The 20,687-nt window shown below is 41.7% G+C and carries 18 protein-coding genes; 13 read left to right on the top strand and 5 right to left on the bottom strand.

The annotated features are described in order from the left end of the window. Positions 1 to 164 precede the first annotated feature (164 nt). From AACU25_RS17170 to hisC, 4 genes are all read left to right on the top strand, one after another. The gene (locus AACU25_RS17170; RefSeq protein ID WP_096577604.1) at positions 165 to 443 is read left to right on the top strand and encodes a hypothetical protein; all 279 of its coding nucleotides are present in this window, start codon (positions 165 to 167) and stop codon (positions 441 to 443) included. 152 nt (positions 444 to 595) lie between these two features. After that, positions 596 to 1,033, top strand: a complete 438-nt coding sequence (locus AACU25_RS17165) for an arsenate reductase ArsC (protein WP_096577602.1) — start codon at positions 596 to 598, stop codon at positions 1,031 to 1,033. Between the two features lie 17 nt (positions 1,034 to 1,050). Continuing rightward, on the top strand, positions 1,051 to 2,865 hold the full coding sequence (locus AACU25_RS17160; RefSeq protein ID WP_096577600.1) for a PAS domain-containing sensor histidine kinase: 1,815 nt from the start codon (positions 1,051 to 1,053) through the stop codon (positions 2,863 to 2,865). Positions 2,866 to 3,089: 224 nt separating this feature from the next. Then, entirely contained in the window at positions 3,090 to 4,157 is a 1,068-nt protein-coding gene (hisC, locus tag AACU25_RS17155) for a histidinol-phosphate transaminase (protein WP_096577598.1), read from the top strand. A 25-nt stretch (positions 4,158 to 4,182) separates the two neighbouring features. Here the strand turns inward: hisC and AACU25_RS17150 are convergent, their stop codons facing one another. After that, positions 4,183 to 4,989 (bottom strand): Rpn family recombination-promoting nuclease/putative transposase, encoded by an 807-nt coding sequence (locus AACU25_RS17150; RefSeq protein WP_096577596.1) that lies wholly within the window; start codon positions 4,987 to 4,989, stop codon positions 4,183 to 4,185. Between the two features lie 102 nt (positions 4,990 to 5,091). Here AACU25_RS17150 and AACU25_RS17145 point away from each other — a divergent pair, with 102 nt between their 5' ends. The 4 genes from AACU25_RS17145 (at position 5,092) to bioU (ending at position 8,257) form a co-directional block, all read left to right on the top strand. Then, complete coding sequence (locus AACU25_RS17145) at positions 5,092 to 6,348, top strand: glycosyltransferase family protein (protein ID WP_096577594.1); 1,257 nt, start codon at positions 5,092 to 5,094, stop codon at positions 6,346 to 6,348. A gap of 240 nt (positions 6,349 to 6,588) precedes the next feature. Continuing rightward, positions 6,589 to 6,705 (top strand): DUF305 domain-containing protein, encoded by a 117-nt coding sequence (locus tag AACU25_RS17140; protein WP_096577592.1) that lies wholly within the window; start codon positions 6,589 to 6,591, stop codon positions 6,703 to 6,705. Positions 6,706 to 6,787: 82 nt separating this feature from the next. After that, a complete protein-coding gene (locus AACU25_RS17135; RefSeq protein WP_096577590.1) occupies positions 6,788 to 6,982 on the top strand; it encodes a heavy-metal-associated domain-containing protein in 195 nt (64 codons plus the stop codon). 252 nt (positions 6,983 to 7,234) lie between these two features. Continuing rightward, positions 7,235 to 8,257 carry a (S)-8-amino-7-oxononanoate synthase BioU gene (gene bioU / locus AACU25_RS17130; RefSeq protein WP_096577588.1) on the top strand — a complete coding sequence of 341 codons (1,023 nt, stop codon included), beginning with the start codon at positions 7,235 to 7,237 and terminating at the stop codon, positions 8,255 to 8,257. Between the two features lie 137 nt (positions 8,258 to 8,394). Here bioU and AACU25_RS17125 read toward each other — a convergent pair whose 3' ends face one another. The 4 genes from AACU25_RS17125 to AACU25_RS17110 form a co-directional block, all read right to left on the bottom strand. Then, positions 8,395 to 8,952 (bottom strand): hypothetical protein, encoded by a 558-nt coding sequence (locus AACU25_RS17125; RefSeq protein WP_096577586.1) that lies wholly within the window; start codon positions 8,950 to 8,952, stop codon positions 8,395 to 8,397. 103 nt (positions 8,953 to 9,055) lie between these two features. Beyond that, a complete protein-coding gene (locus tag AACU25_RS17120) occupies positions 9,056 to 10,276 on the bottom strand; it encodes a type II secretion system F family protein (RefSeq protein ID WP_096577584.1) in 1,221 nt (406 codons plus the stop codon). Positions 10,277 to 10,383: 107 nt separating this feature from the next. Continuing rightward, positions 10,384 to 11,508, bottom strand: a complete 1,125-nt coding sequence (locus AACU25_RS17115) for a type IV pilus twitching motility protein PilT (protein WP_096577582.1) — start codon at positions 11,506 to 11,508, stop codon at positions 10,384 to 10,386. 45 nt (positions 11,509 to 11,553) lie between these two features. Further along, positions 11,554 to 13,569 carry a GspE/PulE family protein gene (locus AACU25_RS17110; RefSeq protein WP_096577580.1) on the bottom strand — a complete coding sequence of 672 codons (2,016 nt, stop codon included), beginning with the start codon at positions 13,567 to 13,569 and terminating at the stop codon, positions 11,554 to 11,556. Positions 13,570 to 13,986: 417 nt separating this feature from the next. Here AACU25_RS17110 and grpE point away from each other — a divergent pair, with 417 nt between their 5' ends. From grpE to rsgA, 5 genes are all read left to right on the top strand, one after another. Next, positions 13,987 to 14,733, top strand: coding sequence for a nucleotide exchange factor GrpE (grpE, locus tag AACU25_RS17105; RefSeq protein WP_096577579.1), 747 nt, complete (start codon positions 13,987 to 13,989; stop codon positions 14,731 to 14,733). Between the two features lie 332 nt (positions 14,734 to 15,065). Further along, the gene (gene dnaK, locus AACU25_RS17100) at positions 15,066 to 17,024 is read left to right on the top strand and encodes a molecular chaperone DnaK (RefSeq protein ID WP_096577577.1); all 1,959 of its coding nucleotides are present in this window, start codon (positions 15,066 to 15,068) and stop codon (positions 17,022 to 17,024) included. A 782-nt stretch (positions 17,025 to 17,806) separates the two neighbouring features. After that, on the top strand, positions 17,807 to 18,925 hold the full coding sequence (gene dnaJ, locus AACU25_RS17095; protein ID WP_096577575.1) for a molecular chaperone DnaJ: 1,119 nt from the start codon (positions 17,807 to 17,809) through the stop codon (positions 18,923 to 18,925). Continuing rightward, positions 18,925 to 19,182 (top strand): sulfurtransferase TusA family protein, encoded by a 258-nt coding sequence (locus tag AACU25_RS17090; protein WP_096577573.1) that lies wholly within the window; start codon positions 18,925 to 18,927, stop codon positions 19,180 to 19,182. The genes dnaJ and AACU25_RS17090 overlap by 1 nt, the downstream gene beginning before the upstream one ends. Beyond that, positions 19,179 to 20,279, top strand: coding sequence for a small ribosomal subunit biogenesis GTPase RsgA (gene rsgA / locus AACU25_RS17085; protein ID WP_096577571.1), 1,101 nt, complete (start codon positions 19,179 to 19,181; stop codon positions 20,277 to 20,279). The genes AACU25_RS17090 and rsgA overlap by 4 nt, the downstream gene beginning before the upstream one ends. The last annotated feature ends 408 nt before the right edge of the window (positions 20,280 to 20,687 follow it).

Genomic DNA, 20,687 nt, shown 5'->3' with positions numbered 1-20,687 from the left:
GTTAAGGTGTACTCTACTCGATTCTATTCGCAACCATAGCTCAACTCAAGGCAAAAGATAAGTCAATAGCAATTAGTGTTCATGTTCCTTATTTTCTTAGAAGCTACTCGTTAGTGGCTTCTTTTTCTTCCATTAACTTTACATTTCATTCAAGGATTTTCTTTATGAAAAGGATTCTTGCATCCGGTGTATTAGGTGTTGTGCTAGCTTCAAGTGTGTTAGCAAAACCAGCTTCGGCTCAAATTCAAGTAATTCTTGGAGGTAATGAACGACATGACTGGCGGGAACAGCAATTAGAACGCGATCGCCAGCATAGGCTAGAACTCGAACGCGATCGCCAACGCAAACTAGAAATTGAACGCGAACGTCAACGCAGGCTAGAAATTGAACGCGAACGTCAACGTCGCTTTGAAGAACAACGCCGACACCGCGATCGCTTCTAAAAATTGTTCATGTAGTATTTCAAAAATTACAACCAGGGAGGCTAAAAACCTCCCTTTTTCTTACTATTTATCGGTTTGTGTATTTTCCCTGACGGCAAAATCAAGTATGTAAAGTTAAGATTCAGAGTAATATTTATTGCTGAATATAGAAGATGGATCTACCACTTCTCTTAATTCTTTGTACTGGTAATTCTTGTCGTAGCCAAATAGCTGAAGGGTTATTGAAAGAGTTAGCTGATGATTTATTCACAACTCAAAGTGCAGGAATGAACCCAGCTAAAGAAGTACATCCTTTGGCTGTAAAAGTGATGCAAGAGATAGGGATAGATATTTCTCAAAATTATTGTAAACATATCAATCTTTTTCTTGACCAAAAAATTGATACTGTAATTACAGTTTGCGATCATGCAGACCAAAGTTGTCCTACTTTACTATCATCTATTAAACGTCATCACTTTAGCTTTCCTGATCCAGCTGAAGCCACAGGTACAGAAATAGAAAAACTGCAAATATTTCGTCAGGTGCGTGACGATATTAGTAAGCTGCTTTTGGCATACGTAGCAGGGAGACGTGATGCTGTTTCAGCATAGTTACAGGAGTTATGGGAATGTTAGTTGATTCACAAAATTTACCCTTAACTATGTTTAATGCCTTAGCTAATCGCAACGATTTATTTATGGCATTAACAGATAGATCTGGACGTATAGAGTGGGTCAATGAAGCATTAGTGCTACTTGCAGAAATCCCAGCAGAAATCTTAATAGGAAAAAAGTTTTTTTCTGTACTGGCATCTCATGAAAAAACTAATATTCAACAAGCTTATATCCGCGAACAATTGCTAAAAGGCGAAAGCTTTAAATTTGAGTTTTCTTATATATCAAATAATCAGCAAGAACATTGGCTATTTGTAGATGGTCAAGCTATCTCTAATGCCGAAGGTATCACTACTAACTATGCTGTTATCGCCAATGATATTACACTACGTAAGCTGACAGAAAAAGACTTAGAGCAAACTCGCCAACGTCTCAAGCGACTAGTAGAAAATGTCAAATTAGTCCCTTGGGAAGCAGAGGCTAGCACTCATAAGTTTACTTATGTAGGGCCACAAGCAATTGATTTATTTGGTTATGAATTGGCACAATGGTATCAACCGCAATTCTGGCGATCGCACATTCATCCTGAAGATTTACCCCATGTGTTAGAACATCAGCAAGTTGCTGCACTCCAACAAGATAATTACATAGTTGAGTATCGGTTTTTAGCTGCTGATGGTAACTGGATTTGGGTAAAGAATATTGTCAATATTGTGCGTTCTCAAGGAGAAGTGACACAATTACTAGGTTTTATTATAGATATTAATCAACCTAAAAATACAGAAATATCATTACAAGAAGCCTTAAGCAAATTAGAACAAGTAAATCAAGAATTAGAAAATCGTGTACAGCGACGTACAACTGATTTAATTCAAGAAAAAGAAAAACTTCAACAAACCCTACAGCAATTACAGCAAGCTCAAGCGCAACTCATTCACCGAGAAAAGATGTCTAGTTTGGGTCAACTGGTAGCCGGGATTGCTCATGAAATAAATAATCCCATTAATTTCATCTATGGGAACCTAAATCCAGCTACCAAATATGTTGAAGATATACTATATATATTGCAATTATATCAACAACAATATCCTCAACTTGAGACGACATTACAAGCAGCAATAGAAGAAGCTGATATCGATTTCATTATAGAAGATTTACCCAACCTATTAAATTCTATGAAACTGGGTGCTAACCGCATTCGGGAAATAGTACTCTCTCTGCGGAATTTTTCTCGCCTTGATGAAGCGGAAATTAAGCACGTAAATATTCATGATGGGTTGGATAGTACTTTAATGATTTTGCAAAACCGCCTTAAAGCTAAAAATGGTTGTCCCCAAATTCAAGTTATCAAAGAATATGGCGAATTACCGCTATTAGAGTGCTATGCAGGACAACTAAACCAAGTATTTATGAACATTATTGCTAATGCTATAGACTCTTTAGAAGAGTACGATCGCCAGCGATCGCCTCAAGAAATATTAGAAAATCCCAGCCAAATCAAAATTTGCACAGAATTAAACAAAGGTGACCCTACTATTGAAGGTAGAGAGGAATTTTATCATAAACCCTACAATATGCAGTCTGCACCAGCAGTTGTAATTCGGATTATAGATAATGGCCCCGGTATTAGCGAAGCTGTTCGCCAACGTTTGTTTGACCCCTTCTTTACCACCAAAGGTATTGGTAAAGGTACAGGATTAGGCTTATCTATTAGTTATCAAATTGTCGTTGAAAAGCATCAAGGACAACTAGAATGTCATTCTACTCCAGGCTATACAGAATTTGCGATCGTGATTCCCCAAGAAAGAATTAAGACAAACTATGCATAAACTTTGCGAAATGCAGAATTTATGTATAGTAAAATCTACAATGGAAATAATGCATCACATTCATCATTTTATTGTCTAGCTCTTGTTCACCAAAAAACGATATCTTTAGGAATTGTAGGTGGGAATTAATCTTGGAATTTTTAGATGATAAATTCGGATGCGAGATTTAGACAATCCAAAATCCAAAATTCCTTGACAACCTGTTTTTCTAAGATACATAGGTTATGACGAAATATTTCCGTTCCAATGTAGATGCAATGGCTAGCTATGTCCCTGGCGAACAGCCACCAAGAGGGACAAAAATTATTAAACTCAATAGCAACGAAAACCCTTATCCACCCTCACCCGCAGCATTAGAAGTACTGCGGAATATTGATGGTGAATGGTTGCGGCGATATCCTGAACCATTTGGGGGAGAGTTTCGCCAAGCTGCTAGTAAAGTTTTAGGCGTTCCTAGCGATTGGATTATCGTTGGTAATGGTAGTGACGAAATTTTAAGCATCATTATTCGTGCTTGTACTGAACCAGGACGTAAGGTAGTTTATCCGATGCCAACTTATGTGTTATATCGCACATTAGTTGAGATGCAAGCAGCAGATATTTTAGAGATTTCTTATCCAGAAGATTATAGTTTGCCTTTAAAAGAATTAATTGCTGCTGATGGTTCAGTCACATTTATTGCATCTCCTAATAGTCCATCAGGTCATGTAGTTCCAAATGAAGATCTGCGAAAATTAGCCAGTCAATTATCGGGGATTTTAGTAATTGATGAAGCTTATGTAGATTTTACAGAATCAAGTGCTTTAGATTTAGTCCATGAATACGAAAATGTCATAATTATCCGCACACTTTCTAAAGGGTATTCTTTAGCAGGATTGCGTTTAGGTTTTGGCATAGCAAATCCTAAGTTATTAGATGGATTATTTAAAGTTAAAGATAGTTATAACATTGATGCGATCGCCTGTGCTGTGGCGACAGCCGCTATCACTGATCAAGCCTATAAAAATTCTTGTGTCGCCAAAATTAAAGCATCACGAAATCAGCTAGCATCAGACTTGAAAAAATTAGGTTTTCTCGTTTGGGATTCCCAAACAAATTTTTTACTAGTCCAGCCTCACCAAGGAAATGCAGAATACCTCTATCAAAAACTCAAGGAACAGAAAATATTAATTCGCTACTTCAAACAACCAAGATTAGATGATAAATTACGCATCACCATTGGTACGGATGAACAAAATCAAACTTTGGTGGAAGCATTGACTGATTTGCTAGCAACTAAACACAAGGGGTAGGGTTAAAATTAGCGATCGCACAATATCATGCAGGTTGATTATCATCAGTTTGAGCTTGTAATTGTTCAACTTGCTCAACCGTTAAACCAGTAACGCGAGCAATTAATGCGATCGCCATTCCCTCATTGAGCATATTTTTAGCAACCTCTTGCGCTTTTTGCTCAATACCCTGTACTATACCTTGCTCTATTCCTTCTTTAAGCCCTTCTTGTAAAATATCTTGATAGATTACAGATTCGCGCATAATATCACTCCGCAAAATTCTATTAATCACGTCTTTATTTAATGCTAGCCCAGCTAACACCGCTGTTGACGCAGCAACATTGCTTCGGATTCGGGTATCATTGATTGCTTTAATAGCTTCAGCAACTTGTTCTAAGGTTCGTGTTTGATTGTTAGTTTGACTTAAAGTTGCAAAAGGTAACAAACCTGGAGAACTCAAAAATAGTTCTGTTGGCTGTTGCCAAAGTCGAATAACTTCAAATCGATGAAAAGTGTTTTCTAAGGCAAATTCCGTTTGATAAACTAGCTCAGAATCGTTAGGTTGTAAATAAATGACAACCTGACGCATTTGCTTATGAGGAAATCTGCGATACACCCGTAAGCGATAATCACACATCCGAAAGGGAATATCGGCTTTAGGTTTAGTTTGGAATTCGATATGGAGGACAATTTCCTCTGACTGCAACAAAATTAGTGCATCCGCACGGATAGGTTCGAGGGATAATTCTGATGGACTAAGTTTGGTGAGTGTAACTGGTTCATTGAGTAGCCAAGTTGCAAAATCACTAGAAAATGATTCGGCTAGAAATTTGCAGACATTATCAAACATAGTCTGCAATTATATCAATAGTATCGTGCCTTCATAACTTAGGAACGAATTACTTAATTTTTTGCTCTTAACTAATAGCTTTCAACTGTTCAAAATTAACTCATGACTCCAGTAGATATTCTGATTCTCTCCAATGGCCCAGGGGAAGTAACAACTTGGGTACGTCCAGTAGTGAAAGCATTGCGGGAACAACTGGGTAACGATCGCTCTACTGTGAGGATTTCTGTAATTTTATCCCCCTGTCCTCATGCTAGTGGCAAAGAAGCTGCGATCGCTCTTTCTTACCCAGAAGTTGATAGAGTTCAGGGAGCAGAGCATTTTTGGCAATTTTTACTCTGGGGAAAAACTGTTGATAATTGGGATTGGAGAAGTCTCGGAGTCGTAGTTTTTCTCGGTGGCGATCAATTTTTTCCTGTTGTCATCGGTAAAAAACTTGGTTACAAAACAGTAATTTACGCCGAATGGGATGCTCGTTGGTACAGCTTTATTGATAGCTTTGGTGTGATGACACCGAAAGTTGCTGAACGTATTCCTCAGAAATATGCTCACAAATTTACTGTTGTGGGTGATTTGATGTTAGAAGCGCAGAGTTCACTTCATACTCAAAATTCAGGAGTCAGCACAGAAATCATTGGTTTATTACCGGGGTCAAAAGCTGCAAAGTTAGCGCAAGGAGTACCATTAACATTAGCGATCGCAGAATACATCCACGCAAAAAGGCCTCAAACTAAGTTTGTCATTCCCGTAGCACCCACTTTAGATTTACAAACTTTAGCTAGCTTTGCTGATGCTCAAAAAAATCCTTTTATAAAAACTTTTGGCTGCTCTGGTGCTTCCTTAATCGTCTCAGAAGATAGCCAACATCATCCTCTACTCAAAACCGCTAACGGCTTAAATATAGAACTTTCACAAGCAACGCCAGCCTATAAATTACTATCTCAATGTCGTATTTGTTTAACTACTGTAGGCGCAAATACAGCCGAACTCGGTGCTTTAGCTGTGCCAATGATTGTTTTACTCCCCACCCAACAGCTTGATGCTATGCGTTCTTGGGATGGTTTACCAGGTTTGCTAGCTAATTTACCAGGATTGGGTTCGACCTTTGCCAAGGTCATCAACTGGCTATTTCTGAGACGCAAAGGTTTGTTAGCCTGGCCGAATATTTGGGCACAGTCAGAGATAGTACCTGAACTTGTGGGACATCTCCAAGCGCCGGAAATTGGAGAAATGGTCTTAGATTTATTGACTCGTCCCGAAAAATTACAGGAAATGCAACTCAAGCTACGCAATGTCCGGGGTGAAGCAGGCGCAGCGCAAAAATTAGCCAATTTGGTAACAGCAGCGATTGAGCTTGCGTAAATGAAAAACTCCACCCACAAGGGGATGGAGTTTTAGGGCATGGGGAATGGGGAATGGGGAATGGGGAATGGGGAAGAGTTCCCAATGCCCAATGCCCAATGCCCCAAGTCGGCGGGCGGCTATCCCTCTACACCCACAAGGGGATGGAGTTTCCCGCCGACTTCCAATAAATATTAACTTTTCCAAAAATGCTTGTAATCTAGCTAGACTCTCCACCTGACTAGAGAGTTTAGGATAAGTATGGAATTGATCCGGCAAATGATTCCTCACCATGAATCATCTGTAATGATGGCACAGATGGTTGGCGATCGCGCTAACCATACACAAATTCTTGACCTCGCTCAAGCTATCATCTAATCGCAAACTGCTGAAATTCAACAGATGCAGCAATGGTATCAAGCCTGGTCTTGATTAATTATTTCTTCAACATTTGAAACTTATGACACTTCAACTCACAGTTCCCAATATGGCTTGTTCGGCTTGTGCAAATAACATTACCAATGCACTTAAAGTAGTCGATGCCAATGCAAATATTCAAGCAGATCCTCAAACTAAGCTTGTCACTATAGATACTCAAGCTTCAGAAACAGTAGTTAAAGAAGCATTAGCTGCTGCTGGCTATCCAGCTACCTAATTTTTCAGAAATACTGACATCAACTAATTCAGGGGAAAGGTTAAAGGTTTTTCCTTTCCCTTTTCCCATTCCCCTTTTTCCCCTTAACCAAAAAGTACTTACCAAGAAATTTTAGTAAAAAACAATTTTAGGAATGGTAGAACCCCGGATAATGAATGATAATTAACCTCTATAGCTAAAAGCCATCAGCCACAGGCCACAAGCTGAAATGCTGAAGGATAAAGGCTGTCGATTCAACTCTACAAATTGACTATGAATCCAGAACAAGTCAAAAGTTCTCTAAATATTTCACCAGCGATACGCGTAGGAGTACTGGGTTTCGGTGGACTCGGACAAGCAGCCGCCAAGGTACTGGCTGGTAAACGGGAAATGATTTTAGTCGCAGCAGCAGATCAAAAGGGTTACGCCTATGCTGCTGAGGGTTTAAAAACAGATGCTTGCATTCAAACCTACCAAGCTCAGGGTTCTTTAGGTTATTTAGAGCCTGTAGGCACTTTAACAAACAATAGTATTCAAGATTTAATCGCCAGCGCTCAACCTGTAGATGGTTATTTTCTAGCTTTACCCAACCTGCCTAATGATTTTATTCCCTCAGTAGCCAAAGAATTTATTAAATCTGGCTGGCGGGGTGTATTGGTGGATGCAATTAAGCGTACCACTGCCGTAGAACAACTGCTATCTATGAAAGCAGAACTAGAAGCTGCGGGAATTACTTACATGACAGGGTGTGGTGCAACACCAGGACTATTAACAGCCGCTGCCGCCTTAGCCGCCCAAAGCTACGCCGAAATTCACAAAGTGGAAATTACTTTTGGTGTGGGAATTGCCAATTGGGAAGCTTATCGCGCCACCGTTCGCGAAGATATTGGTCATATGCCTGGTTATACAGTAGAAGCAGCCAGAATGATGACCGACGCAGAAGTAGAAGCCTTACTAGATAAAACCAATGGCGTGCTTACCTTAGAGAATATGGAACACGCCGATGATGTAATGTTAGAGTTTGCCGGCATAGTAGGGCGCGATCGCGTTACTGTTGGGGGTGTAGTCGATACACGTAATCCCAAAAAGCCCCTCAGTACAAACGTTAAAGTCACAGGGCGTACTTTTGAAGGTAAAATTTCTACCCATACCTTTACCCTAGGGGATGAAACCAGCATGGCAGCCAACGTCTGCGGCCCAGCTTTTGGCTATCTCAAAGCAGGTAAACAATTGCATCAACGTGGCATCTATGGCATCTTTACCGCCGCAGAAATTATGCCTCAATTTGTGAAGTAATGGAATTTGTCTGTGATTTCACTGTCTGAATCTAATCACTCCTAAACATCTCTAGAAATAATCTAGGGGCGAACAGCTGTTCGCCCCTAGCAAAGATTTCATGCAAAGCAGAATTAATTTTCACATCACTCTAGTTCCTAATCCATAATCTCTAAACCCTCTTCATTCCTGCTTTCCTCTTCAAAAATGGGTTGGGGTTTTTGGATAATAAATGGCAGTTCTGCTCCTAAAAGACCTCGCTGAATGCGTTCTGAAGTCTCACTAAAAAGTAAAAATAAAGGATATACAGTATTAGCTCCTTCACTCAAAATATGACTGTGGCGTTCAGGCATCAGCCACTCATAATCTGTGTCTAAGAGAACTTGAGTTTGTCGCCAACGTCCCAATAATTCCGAAAAGTCTTCATGGGGACGATGAATAAAAATTACAATCTCGGCTCCCGTTTTCACTTTCCACTCAGGATCGCACATCAGAATTGCTACATCGCAGGGTAAGCAAGTTGTGTGGGTGGCTGTTGTTTCAATTTGCCGCAAACGCACAATAGGCAAAGGAATGGCGATCACACTTTCATCTGGACGGCGCAGGCTAGGAACCATCTCTAAGTAAGGTCGATGCTGTTTTAATAAAGCGATCGCAGTCAGATGATTACTATACTCCGCCAAGCTAGCTTCGTAATCAGATTTTTGCACAGGCATATTTCTGTGAAAGATGAACTATGAAATATGAATTAGAAAATGTTAGGTATAAGGATGAAATCTGACTTATGAGATAATTTCATCCTTTAGCCTTTAGACATTCTTAGCCCATCTTTTCAAATACCTTGAACATAGGCAGATACATTGCTAACAAAATTGTACCGACCATACCCCCTAAAACCACAATCATTAGTGGTTCTAAAACACTAGTTAATGCTTTAACTGCTTGCTCAACTTCATCTTCATAGAAGTCAGCAACTTTCATTAACATTCCATCTAATTCCCCGGTTTCTTCACCAATACTAATCATCTGAATTGCCATAGCGGGAAACACTGCTTCTTTTTGCAAAGCAGCGCTAATCATGCCTCCTTGTTGAATTTCTATCCGGGCGGCATCGATAGCATTAGCAACAATTTGATTTCCTGATGTATCCCGGACAATTTCTAAACAAGTAAGGATAGGTACACCAGAACGAGTCAATGACCCAAAAGTACGGCTAAAGCGGGCAACTGATGATTTTTGAATCAAATCACCAAATAAAGGCACCTTTAAAGAAATACGGTCGATAGTTAGTTTACCAACAGCAGTTTTATAATACTGCTTATAGGCAATCGATAAACCGATAAATCCAGCAATAATTACGACAGACCATAAACTGCGTAATATTGCACTACAATCCATCAAAAATTGTGTTAAAGGAGGTAAATCTATACCGATGTCTTTAAATATTTTGGCAAAAATTGGAATTAGGAAAACAGTCATCCCAACAAAGATTGATGTTGCTAAAACACCAACAACCACAGGATAAGATAATGCCGCTTTGATTTGGTTTTGTAGGCGTGCTACATCCTCTAACAGCTTCGCTAATCGGTTTAATACGTCGTCTAGCACCCCACCAATTTCCCCAGCTTGCACCATACTGACATACAAATTATCAAAGCAATCAGGATGCTTCCGCATAGCATCGGAAAGATTTGTCCCGCTTTGAACATCATTGCTAATATCATTCAAAGCGACTTTTAATTTAGGATTGCTACACTGCTCAGAAAGTACTCCCAAACTTCTAACAATCGCTACACCTGCATTTGTCAAAACAGCAAATTGGCGAGAGAAAACCGCTTTATCCTTCACAGTAACTTTGACCATTGATGTCTGAAATTTCTGCAAATCAAAGCTGAATCCGCCCTTAGACTCTTTCAAGTCTTGAACAACTAAACCTTGGTCTCTCAGATTAGTACGGGCTTGAGCTAATGATTCAGCCGAAAATTTTTCTGTTCTAGATTTTCCTTGTGAGTCCCGCACACGGGCAACATAGGTAGGCATAGATTAATCAATTTAAAATAGTTTAAGGGTCAAATATCAAGGGTCAAGGGTCAACAGTAATTAATTATTTATCTTGTTCTCCCTTGCACCTTGATTTTTATGCTTCATTAATGAGCTTTAGCAACACCAGCAGCTGGTTTTGCACCTGCTGCTTGTGGTGCACCACCAATGAGACGTTGAATTTCATCAGGCTTAGAAGTTTTAGACATAGCAGCTTCAAAGGAGATAACTCCAGCTTTATAATAATCAGCTAAAACTTTTTCTAGTGTTTGCATACCTAACTTACCGCCAGTTTGGATTGCAGAGTAAATTTGAGATGTTTTCCCCTCGCGAATCAAGTTAGAAATAGCAGGAGTAATGATCATAATTTCTTGAGCCATGACCCGACCATATTCACCTGGTTTGGGGTTTTTCTTTGGTACCAAAGTTTGGCTAAACACAGCTACCAAGGAGTTAGATAACTGCACCCGTACCTGGGTTTGTCTTTCATGGGGAAAAACGTCAATAATCCGGTCAACAGTCTGTGCAGCTGAACTGGTGTGCAAAGTTCCAAATACTAAGTGACCTGTTTCCGCCGCAGAAATCGCCAAGGAAATCGTTTCCAAATCCCGCATTTCCCCAACCAGAATAATATCTGGATCTTCCCGCAAAGCTGCCTTCAAAGCATTAGCAAAACTCTTAGTATCTTCACCAAGTTGTCGCTGGTGAACCAAGCTTTTAATTGGTTCATACACAAATTCTATTGGATCTTCTACAGTCAAAATATGCTCCGCCTTGGTGCGATTAATCAAGTCAATCATTGCTGCCAAGGTAGTGGTTTTACCAGAACCAGTAGGCCCTGTTACCAAAATCAGTCCTCTGGGCTTCTCTGTCATTTCCCGGACTACATCTGGCAACCCTAATTTTTCAAAGTTGGGAATTTTGGAGCTGAGGGCGCGTAAACAAGCAGCGTAGGAACCACGATCCTTATAAACATTGACGCGGAAACGCGCCAAGCCTTTTACACCATAAGAACAATCCAGTTCCCAGGTCTGCTCTAAAGTTTTACGCTGAGTATTGTTGAGCATACTAAAGATCAGCCTTTGACACTGATCCGCAGTCAATACATGGTCGCCTATGGGGGTGAGTTTGCCACTAATTCGGAAATAGGGTGGTAACCCGGCGGATAAATGCAGATCCGAACCCCCCATTTCAATCATCTGCTCCATCAAATCTTCAATCATCATCTCCATAGTTTCGTCTCCCTAGTTGTTTGTTATTTGACTTTTGATGTTTGACTAATCAGTAAAGCGAGGTGTCAGACAGTAGGGACAATCTAGCCATTCTGGTTGTAATGTGGCATCACAAGTGCGGCACGTTAGACCACTCTTGCGTTTAGCTTTTAATTCCGCTTCCAAACCGGTATCAGTAAAGGTGACTCGCTCAACTTCTTCTAGGGTGGTGGAGCCTTGACGTACTAAATCTAAGCTGTACGCCAGCAAGGTTTTCATCCCTTCTTCTACTGCTACTTCCTTAATCCGTTCCGTTGGTGCTTCTTCGTTGATGAGAGTTTGCAAGTTTTCGGTGATTCGCATCACTTCATAAACACCACAACGCCCTTTATAGCCAACGCCATTACAAGTGGAGCATACTTGTTGACCGCTGGCTTTCGCTTCCGCTTGGGTTTCGTTGGGCAAGGAATTAGCTTTGTAGAAAGTGACATTCACTTCTTGAGAAGCAGACATACCATAACGAGCCAGTTCTTCGGTTGTAGGAGTATAGGGAATACGACAATCGGGACAAACACGCCGAACCAACCGTTGTGCTAACACACCAATCAAAGAACTAGAAACCATGAAAGGTTCAATACCCATTTCTCCCAAACGCGCGATCGCACCTGGGGCATCATTGGTGTGTAAGGTGGTCAATACTAAGTGACCTGTTAAGGCTGCCTCAATCGCTGTTTTGGCAGTTTCCTTGTCTCTGGTTTCACCTACGAGTAACACATCTGGGTCTTGCCGCAAAAAAGCCCGCAAAGCGGTAGCAAAATCTAGTCCTTTTTCCCGAATTACCTGTACTTGAGTAATCCCTGGCAAACTATACTCAATCGGGTCTTCTACTGTACTGATGTTGACTCCAGGATCGTTCTTTTCTGCCAATGCTGAATACAGCGAGGTGGTTTTACCAGAACCAGTAGGGCCTGTAACCAAAATCAACCCAAAGGGACGGCTGACCATGTCCTTAACAATATCTAAGGTTTCCTGGTCAGTAATCAGCTTATGTAATCCGAGTTGAGTTGAGGAGTTATCCAAAATCCGCAAACAAATCTTTTCCCCGTAGCGACTGGGTAAGGTGTTGACGCGGAAATCCACTTTACGTCCCTCAAACATCCGCCGGATACGTCCGTCTTGGGGTAACCGTCTCTCAGCAATGTCTAAGCTAGAAATGATTTTAAACCTGGCTGTCACCGCCGCCACGATTTTTTTCGGTAGGGGGTCAAACGCTTGACGCAGCACCCCATCCTTACGAAAACGAATGCGGAGATTTTCTTCCTGCGGTTCAATGTGAATATCCGAAACCTTTTCATGCAAGGCTTTAGCCAGAATTCTATTCACGAGATTAATGACTGGTGCATCTTCTGCACCCTTCATCGCTGCTCCTAAATCAGCCTCCATATCTTCAGGAGCATCATCGAGATCAAGATTATTCAGGTTTTCTAAATCTTGATTAATATCTGTAAACTTTTCTTGTTCTAGATGTTTTTGCCTAATTGCGAGTTCATCTAGGTATTGATTAATCAGCTGTTGGTAATCTTCCTGGGTAATTACCATGCGCTGCAAAGCTAAACCTTGTGGGCGCAAGATGCGGTTGAGGTCATCTGAAGCTTCCAGGTTATCCGGATCGACCATCGCCACCAAAACGCAAGGTGGGGTTTGGTCGTCATGTTTTGATAGTGGGATTAAGCGATGGCGACGACAAATGTCTACGGGAATGAGGGTTTCAATTAACCTCCCCACCATCGTATTAGCAAGTTGGTTGACTTCCGGATCAAGGAATTCAACCCCGTATAGTATTTTTAGTTCAAATAACTGCTGTTTTTTGTATTGTCTAACTAATTCAGGTGAGAGTTGCCGCCCGGTAATTGACTCCAGCACCTCTGTTAAAGGTGTGCCAGATTTGCGGCTTTCAATGAGTGCCTGTCTCATCTGTTCGTTATTAACATAGCCAGTCTGTACTAGCTTGTTGCCAAAGGGCGAAAACTCTGTTTTTGTGGTTAGAGCGGTACTGCGCCGTTGCGGTGACGAGTAAGTCATATATGAGCAATGGTAGGGAAAACCTCTGAATAAAGTATTCCCAGGCTGTGCCACAGAATTCTCATTTACAGTGAATAAATTATCACTAAATATTTTTCATGCTGAGAGATGGAGGCTAGGTAATGGGTAATTGGTCATGGGTAATGGGGAGAAATACCAAATAACAAACGCTCCATACTCATGCTCAATATGGTAAAAAAAATAACTTATAAGTAAAATAATTGAGGTAAAAGGCGATCGCATCTCACTCCAGCAACGACGTTCGGGTTACCGCCCTAGGAGCATATACGCTAATAGGTTCACCATTTGTCACAATAAGATGACGGTGACATCACTCCAGGAAAAGTATGAGCAAGAAAACCACCTGAATTTGTGTGGTGAAATCTTGCCGTAAATAGTATCTGGGATGAGTGGACAATGATAGACGAAAATAAACAGGTAAACAATACAAGCCAGCAATTGGGTGAACCAATAGAGGTAAAGCAAGCAATGATGAGCGACTCCGCAGCCCAAATCAACTTTAACGAATCTGGCAGCGAGGTGACTGAGCCAGTAGCAGCCACAACAAATGTATCAGGAGATACATCAGCCACACCTGACAATGGTGTTGCAGCGTCTGATAAAACTGAAGAGCAAGCAGCAGCTTTAGCAGCATTGACTCAACAAATTGAGTCTCTCAAAGGACAACTAGAAGAGCGCAGTACTCAATATCTGCGAATTGCGGCAGATTTTGAGAATTACCGCAAACGCAACCAAAAAGAAAAAGAAGATTTAGAAGCACAGGTGAAGCGGAATACGATTACGGAATTGCTGCCAGTAGTCGATAATTTTGAGCGGGCGCGATCGCACCTCAAACCCCAAACTGATAGCGAAATGACCATTCATAAAAGCTATCAAGGCGTTTATAAGCAATTAGTAGACTGCTTAAAACGCTTAGGTGTATCGCCAATGCGTCCCGAAGGTCAAGAATTCGATCCTAATCTGCATGAAGCCGTAATGCGCGAACCTACGGATGAACATCCAGAAGGAACAGTGTTAGAAGAGTTAGTACGCGGATATTACTTGGGTGAACGCGTACTGCGCCATGCAATGGTAAAGGTGGCGGCTCCCAAGGAAGATACATTACCTGCACAAGATAATCAGTCGAGTTCTGACAACTCTTAATCTGTAGTTGCTCGCCTCACTGACCAAAAGTGCCTTGGTTGTTGCAAGGGCGAGCATCACAGATCCTAATCAAAGTAGGTCTGTTGACGGTTAGCCGAAGTTTAGCAAGCCGTTATTTAGTGGGAACTCTCACACAAGGTGCGGCTCTGTGAAAAGAAGCCGCCCCAAAGTCAAAGTAACCACTTACCGATCCGATGCTGTAACTTCTTGCTTACCCCCAGTAACCAGATTTTCTTAAGCGGTTTCGTGAGTGTTAGCCTGTAGCAAAAAAATAACATAAGATAGTCCGCAAAGCCTCACGGCAGCATAAGTACGTAAATATACTGGATAGTATGGGAAAAGTTATTGGGATCGACTTAGGTACTACGAACAGTTGCGTTGCAGTTTTAGAAGGCGGTCAACCGGTGGTGATCGCTAATTCCGAGGGTGGACGCACTACTCCTAGTATTGTGGGATTTGGCAAGGGAGGCGATCGCTTGGTTGGTCAGCTGGCTAAACGACAAGCCGTTACAAATGCCGAAAACACAGTATTTAGTATTAAAAGGTTTATTGGTCGTCGCTGGGAAGAAACCTCAGCCGAACGCGAGCGATCGCCTTATCAATGTGTGAAAGGGCGCGATGATACTGTTGATGTGCAAATTCGCGGACGGAACTATACACCGCAAGAAATTTCTGCCATGATTCTGCAGAAGCTCAAACAAGATGCAGAAAATTTCTTAGGTGAAGCTGTTACTCAGGCAGTAATTACCGTACCAGCATATTTCACAGATGCTCAAAGACAAGCTACCAAAGACGCAGGTACAATTGCTGGGTTAGAAGTTCTCCGGATTATTAATGAACCCACCTCGGCTGCACTAGCCTTTGGTTTAGATAAGCACAACGAAGAACAGTTAATTTTAGTATTTGACTTGGGAGGCGGTACTTTTGATGTATCGATCCTGCAACTGGGAGATGGAGTTTTTGAAGTCAAAGCCACCAATGGCAATAATCAATTGGGTGGTGATGACTTTGATGACTGCGTGATTCGCTGGATTATTGAACGTTTCCAGCAACAGGAAAGCATCGACCTCTCTCAAGACAAGATGGCACTGCAACGCCTCAGAGAAGCGGCGGAAAAGGCAAAAATTGAACTTTCTAGCATGGCTAGCACCTCGATTAACTTGCCTTTTATTACTGCTGATGAAACAGGGCCGAAGCATCTAGAATTAGAACTCAGTCGCTCGAAATTTGAAGAACTCACAGCCCATTTGATTGAAGCCACCATTGAACCGATGATTCAAGCGCTCAAGGATGCCGATCACAAAGCGCAAGATATAGATCGGATCATTTTGGTTGGTGGTTCTACTCGCATTCCGGCTGTCCAAAACGCCCTCATCAAGTTTTTCAATGGTAAAACGCCTGATCGCTCTGTTAACCCTGATGAGGCAGTTGCGCTAGGTGCGGCTGTGCAAGCAGGTGTGATTGGTGGAGAAGTCGATAATCTCCTGCTATTGGATGTAATTCCCCTATCTTTAGGAATTGAAACTTTGGGAGAAGTTTTTACCAAAATCATTGAACGTAATACGACAATTCCTACTAGCAGATCCCAGGTGTTTTCCACTGCAGTGGATGGGCAAACTTCAGTAGAAATTCATGTTCTGCAAGGTGAACGCGCAATGGCGCGGGATAACAAAAGTCTTGGTAAGTTCCTATTAGCAGGAATTCCTCCAGCCCCTCGTGGTGTGCCACAAATTGAAGTATCTTTTGAAATAGATGTCAATGGCATTCTCAAGGTTGGTGCCCAAGACAAAGGTACTGGTAGAGAACAAAGTATTCGCATTACCAATACAGGTGGCTTGAGTACCCACGAAGTAGAGAAAATGAGGCAAGCAGCTGAAGCTTTTGCTGAAGAAGATAAACGGCGTAAAGAACTAGTAGAACTTAAAAATCAAGCCGAGAATCTATTCTTCAGTTACGATTCAACTCTCAGAGATAATAGCGACTTAATTGGCGAAGATATGAAAGTTTTGGCCCATGAAAAAGTCAATCAACTGCAAGCTGCAATGACTAACCCGAGTATTTCTATACAGGAATTTCAGCAGCATTTAGATGACTTTCAAAAAACTTTATTTGCCATTGGTGCCAATGTCTACAACCGTGCTAATAACCAACTTGAGGAGGGACAAGAAGTCTCCGAAGAACTGTTTACCTCACAAGCAGAGCAACCAATTAGTGGCACACTAATACCAGAATTTAACTTTGATTTTGATGAGGAAAATACTGCACAGGCTGATTACGAGGCGATAGATTAGGGATTGGAGACTGGGTACTGGGGATTGGCGACAGGGAATTGGCAATAGAAAAAAGGCGACAGGCAATTAAGTACTAAATCTGAGAAATTACGTATTAACTTCTAATGTGAATTTAGCCGTGAAAGTTTGTAGTTTTGTAGATAGAAACAAAAATCAGACTGCAGGCTAACTTAGAAACTCTTATGTCATCATAGGCGTTTTTAAATTCGCATTGAGCGCAATTAAATATTGAGTATTAGAAATTGGCTATTAAGTAATGGGTATTGATATCAGCAATTAATTAAGAAAGGTATTTCCCAGTCCCTAATCCCTAGCCCCTAGTCCCTAAGACCAAATTTTGCTAGATTGTAGAAGCGAATTGCCGTGGGCTAGAAAGTGTCCCAGCACAGATACCAAAATGTAGATGGGGGGTTTTCCACACCTATTAGTGCGGGTAGCCCCTCTGGTAGATGGCGGGGTTTTTCCTATCTAGGTAGCACAATTGTAAAAGAGACAGCCTCAGGCAATGAGAAAAGAGAGCAGAAATTTGCTTTGCTCATCATTTCCATAGCTTTGATCGTCTTCCACGATCAAAGCACCTGTTGCTAAATATATGCTGGTGATTTTTGTAAAGGGGAAAAGGTAAAATCAATTATTAACAAAAATTAACTTCTACCTTTCGCCCTCTTGCTTCTACCATGCCATATGCTAACCTGCGGGAATGCCTCCGGCAAACCAGCCAGGAAACCCGTTTACAGCATAGGCTCTTCTGCTTTCTTCCTTCTAACTTTTACCTTTGCTATATGGCCCGCGACTATTATGAAATTCTGGGTGTCTCTCGTGACGCCGACAAAGAAGAAATCAAACAAGCCTACCGCCGCCTAGCCCGGAAGTATCACCCAGACGTGAACAAAGAACCGGGAGCAGAGGAGCGGTTTAAGGAAATTAATCATGCTTATGAAATACTTTCTGAGCCAGAAATCAGAGAACGTTATAACCGTTTTGGTGAAGCCGGAGTCTCTGGTGGCGCTGCTGGCTTCCAAGATGTAAGTGAAGGCTTTGCTGATATCTTTGAAAGCATTTTCAGCGGCTTTGCTGGTGGAATGGGCGGTCAAACACAAAGAAGACGCAGTGGGCCTGTACGGGGTGATGACCTGCGCTTAGACCTGAAGTTAGATTTTAGAGAAGCGGTATTTGGCGGAGAAAAAGAAATTCGCATCTCTCATCTAGAAACCTGTGATATCTGTAGCGGTTCTGGTGCAAAACCAGGAACTCGGCCGAGGACTTGTTCGACTTGTAGCGGTTCTGGTCAAGTACGTCGTGTAACTAGAACACCTTTTGGCAGTTTTACCCAAGTTTCCACTTGTCCTACCTGTAATGGTACGGGGATGGTGATTGAAGATAAGTGTGAAGCTTGTGATGGGAAAGGCACAAATCAAATCACCAAGAAACTGAAAATTACCATTCCTGCTGGTGTGGATAATGGTACGCGCTTGCGAATCTCTCAAGAAGGAGATGCAGGACAAAGAGGAGGCCCTCCAGGAGATTTATACGTCTACTTATTCGTGAATGAAGACGAAGAATTTCATCGGGATGGCATTAACATTCTTTCGGAAATTAAAGTTAGTTACCTGCAAGCAATTTTAGGTTGCCGTTTAGAGGTAGATACAGTTGACGGCCCAGTGGAATTAATCATCCCCCCTGGAACCCAGCCGAATACAGTGATGAAGTTAGAAAATCGTGGTGTCCCACGCTTAGGTAATCCTGTAAGTCGGGGTGACCATCTGCTGACAGTACTAATTGATATTCCGACCAAGGTAACCCCAGAGGAGAGAGAATTGTTAGAGAAGCTCGCTAAAATTAAGGGAGACCGCACTGGTAAAGGTGGTCTCGAAGGATTCTTGGGTAATCTATTTAAGTAATGCAGCTATCTTCTCTCTCATCTCCTGATGCTCAACTTGATTTACGCGGGACTCCTTGCCCGATTAATTTTGTGCGGACAAAATTATGTTTGGAAAAAATGCCACCTGGAGGTTTGCTAGAAGTCTGGCTAGACCCTGGGGAACCAATTGAGCAAGTGCCTGATAGCTTGGTAATGGCGGGCTATCAGGTGGAACAAATTGCAGATTGTGCTGGTTATTTTTCCTTGTTGGTACGCCGTCCGGCGATCGCCCAATGACAGGAGAAGTTAATTTTGCTACTGGACAGTTACTCGGTACAGTGTTAGCTGTACAGGCAAATTTTTATCAAGTACAGCTGGATGCAGGGGATAAGGAGGAAAAAGCAGATGAACATTTCACTGACTCTCCCTCTCCCCAGATGCTTCTCTGTACCCGCAGAACGCGCTTGAAAAAAATTGGTCAACAGGTAATGGTGGGCGATCGCGTTGTCGTTGAAGAACCCGATTGGGCTGGGGGACGTGGGGCGATCGCGGATGTACTACCCCGCCAAACTGAGTTAGACCGTCCACCAATTGCTAATGCCAACCAAATTTTGCTGGTATTTGCTGTCGCCGATCCGCCTTTGGAACCGTATCAGTTAAGTCGCTTTTTGGTGAAAGGGGAATCTACTAATTTAGATGTGCTTTTATGCCTGAACAAAAGTGATTTAGTTTCACCACAGATGCAACAGGAGATTAGCGATCGCCTGGTCGCGTGGGGTTATAAACCCATATTCATTAGTGTAAAAAATGGTATAAATATTGACCAGTTATCTGAATGTCTAAATAATAAAATTACTGTAATCGCTGGCCCGTCAGGAGTGGGCAAATCAAGTTTAATTAACTTACTAGTGCCCAATGTTAATTTGCGTGTTGGTGAAGTTTCGGGTAAATTAGCTCGCGGTCGCCACACTACTCGCCATGTAGAATTATTTGAATTGCCCACTCAAGGGTTACTGGCGGATACTCCTGGCTTTAACCAACCTGACCTTGATTGTACTCCCGAAGAATTAGTGCATTACTTCCCCGAAGCAAGAGCGCGGTTAGCTACAGGTAGCTGTCGGTTTAGTGATTGTCTGCATCGAGAAGAGCCTGATTGTGTTGTTCGGGGGGACTGGGAACGCTATCCACATTATTTGGAATTTTTGTCTGACGCGATCGCCTATCAAACTCAGCGTCAACAACAAGCAGACCCCGAATCTACACTGAAGTTGAAAACTAAAGGCAAAGGTCAGGCTCAGTACGAACCAAAATTAGAAAGTAAAAAATATCGTCGTGTGGCTCGCAAGACGCAACTGCAAGCGTTGCAGGATTTATACCAAGACAGTGAAGAATGAGCCGCTTAAACGCGCAATACTTTGTCTATAAATGCTTTGACAGACTTTGATGAGGGTCATATTAACATGAGGAAACCTACAAAGTAAAGACTTTGTAGGCAAGATTTACATTATAGGATAGCTTTATGCTAACACTTGCCTAATGCAACTACTTGCTTGATAGGAAAATTATACTAACTTGATCTAATCGATAAACTTTTTAAATTAATGCGTAAATAGCTTTAAAGCTATACAGTTTTATTTTAATTGTCAATTTTCATCAAACCATAAAATTTATTTATTAATTGTCAAACTAAAGCCTTACAGGTGATGAAACATATCAGTATTTGGAGCTAAGAGAGTCTGGCATCTTGAAGACTCAATATGCTTTGATACAGGCAATATTTAATATTTAGTAGTTCGACGTTA

Source organism: Tolypothrix tenuis PCC 7101 (genome assembly GCF_963874875.1).
Taxonomy (GTDB): Bacteria; Cyanobacteriota; Cyanobacteriia; order Cyanobacteriales; family Nostocaceae; genus Aulosira; species Aulosira tenue.
The sequence above is the reverse complement of the archived record's forward strand: the minus strand, read 5'-3'. Positions and strand labels throughout refer to the sequence as shown.

Coding starts and splice junctions, on each gene's coding strand:
- AACU25_RS17170 (WP_096577604.1), top strand. CDS start 165: ATGAAAAGGATTCTTGCATCCGGTGTATTAGGTGTTGTGCTAGCTTCA.
- AACU25_RS17165 (WP_096577602.1), top strand. CDS start 596: ATGGATCTACCACTTCTCTTAATTCTTTGTACTGGTAATTCTTGTCGT.
- AACU25_RS17160 (WP_096577600.1), top strand. CDS start 1,051: ATGTTAGTTGATTCACAAAATTTACCCTTAACTATGTTTAATGCCTTA.
- hisC (WP_096577598.1), top strand. CDS start 3,090: ATGACGAAATATTTCCGTTCCAATGTAGATGCAATGGCTAGCTATGTC.
- AACU25_RS17150 (WP_096577596.1), bottom strand. CDS start 4,989: ATGTTTGATAATGTCTGCAAATTTCTAGCCGAATCATTTTCTAGTGAT.
- AACU25_RS17145 (WP_096577594.1), top strand. CDS start 5,092: ATGACTCCAGTAGATATTCTGATTCTCTCCAATGGCCCAGGGGAAGTA.
- AACU25_RS17140 (WP_096577592.1), top strand. CDS start 6,589: ATGGAATTGATCCGGCAAATGATTCCTCACCATGAATCATCTGTAATG.
- AACU25_RS17135 (WP_096577590.1), top strand. CDS start 6,788: ATGACACTTCAACTCACAGTTCCCAATATGGCTTGTTCGGCTTGTGCA.
- bioU (WP_096577588.1), top strand. CDS start 7,235: ATGAATCCAGAACAAGTCAAAAGTTCTCTAAATATTTCACCAGCGATA.
- AACU25_RS17125 (WP_096577586.1), bottom strand. CDS start 8,952: ATGCCTGTGCAAAAATCTGATTACGAAGCTAGCTTGGCGGAGTATAGT.
- AACU25_RS17120 (WP_096577584.1), bottom strand. CDS start 10,276: ATGCCTACCTATGTTGCCCGTGTGCGGGACTCACAAGGAAAATCTAGA.
- AACU25_RS17115 (WP_096577582.1), bottom strand. CDS start 11,508: ATGGAGATGATGATTGAAGATTTGATGGAGCAGATGATTGAAATGGGG.
- AACU25_RS17110 (WP_096577580.1), bottom strand. CDS start 13,569: ATGACTTACTCGTCACCGCAACGGCGCAGTACCGCTCTAACCACAAAA.
- grpE (WP_096577579.1), top strand. CDS start 13,987: ATGATAGACGAAAATAAACAGGTAAACAATACAAGCCAGCAATTGGGT.
- dnaK (WP_096577577.1), top strand. CDS start 15,066: ATGGGAAAAGTTATTGGGATCGACTTAGGTACTACGAACAGTTGCGTT.
- dnaJ (WP_096577575.1), top strand. CDS start 17,807: ATGGCCCGCGACTATTATGAAATTCTGGGTGTCTCTCGTGACGCCGAC.
- AACU25_RS17090 (WP_096577573.1), top strand. CDS start 18,925: ATGCAGCTATCTTCTCTCTCATCTCCTGATGCTCAACTTGATTTACGC.
- rsgA (WP_096577571.1), top strand. CDS start 19,179: ATGACAGGAGAAGTTAATTTTGCTACTGGACAGTTACTCGGTACAGTG.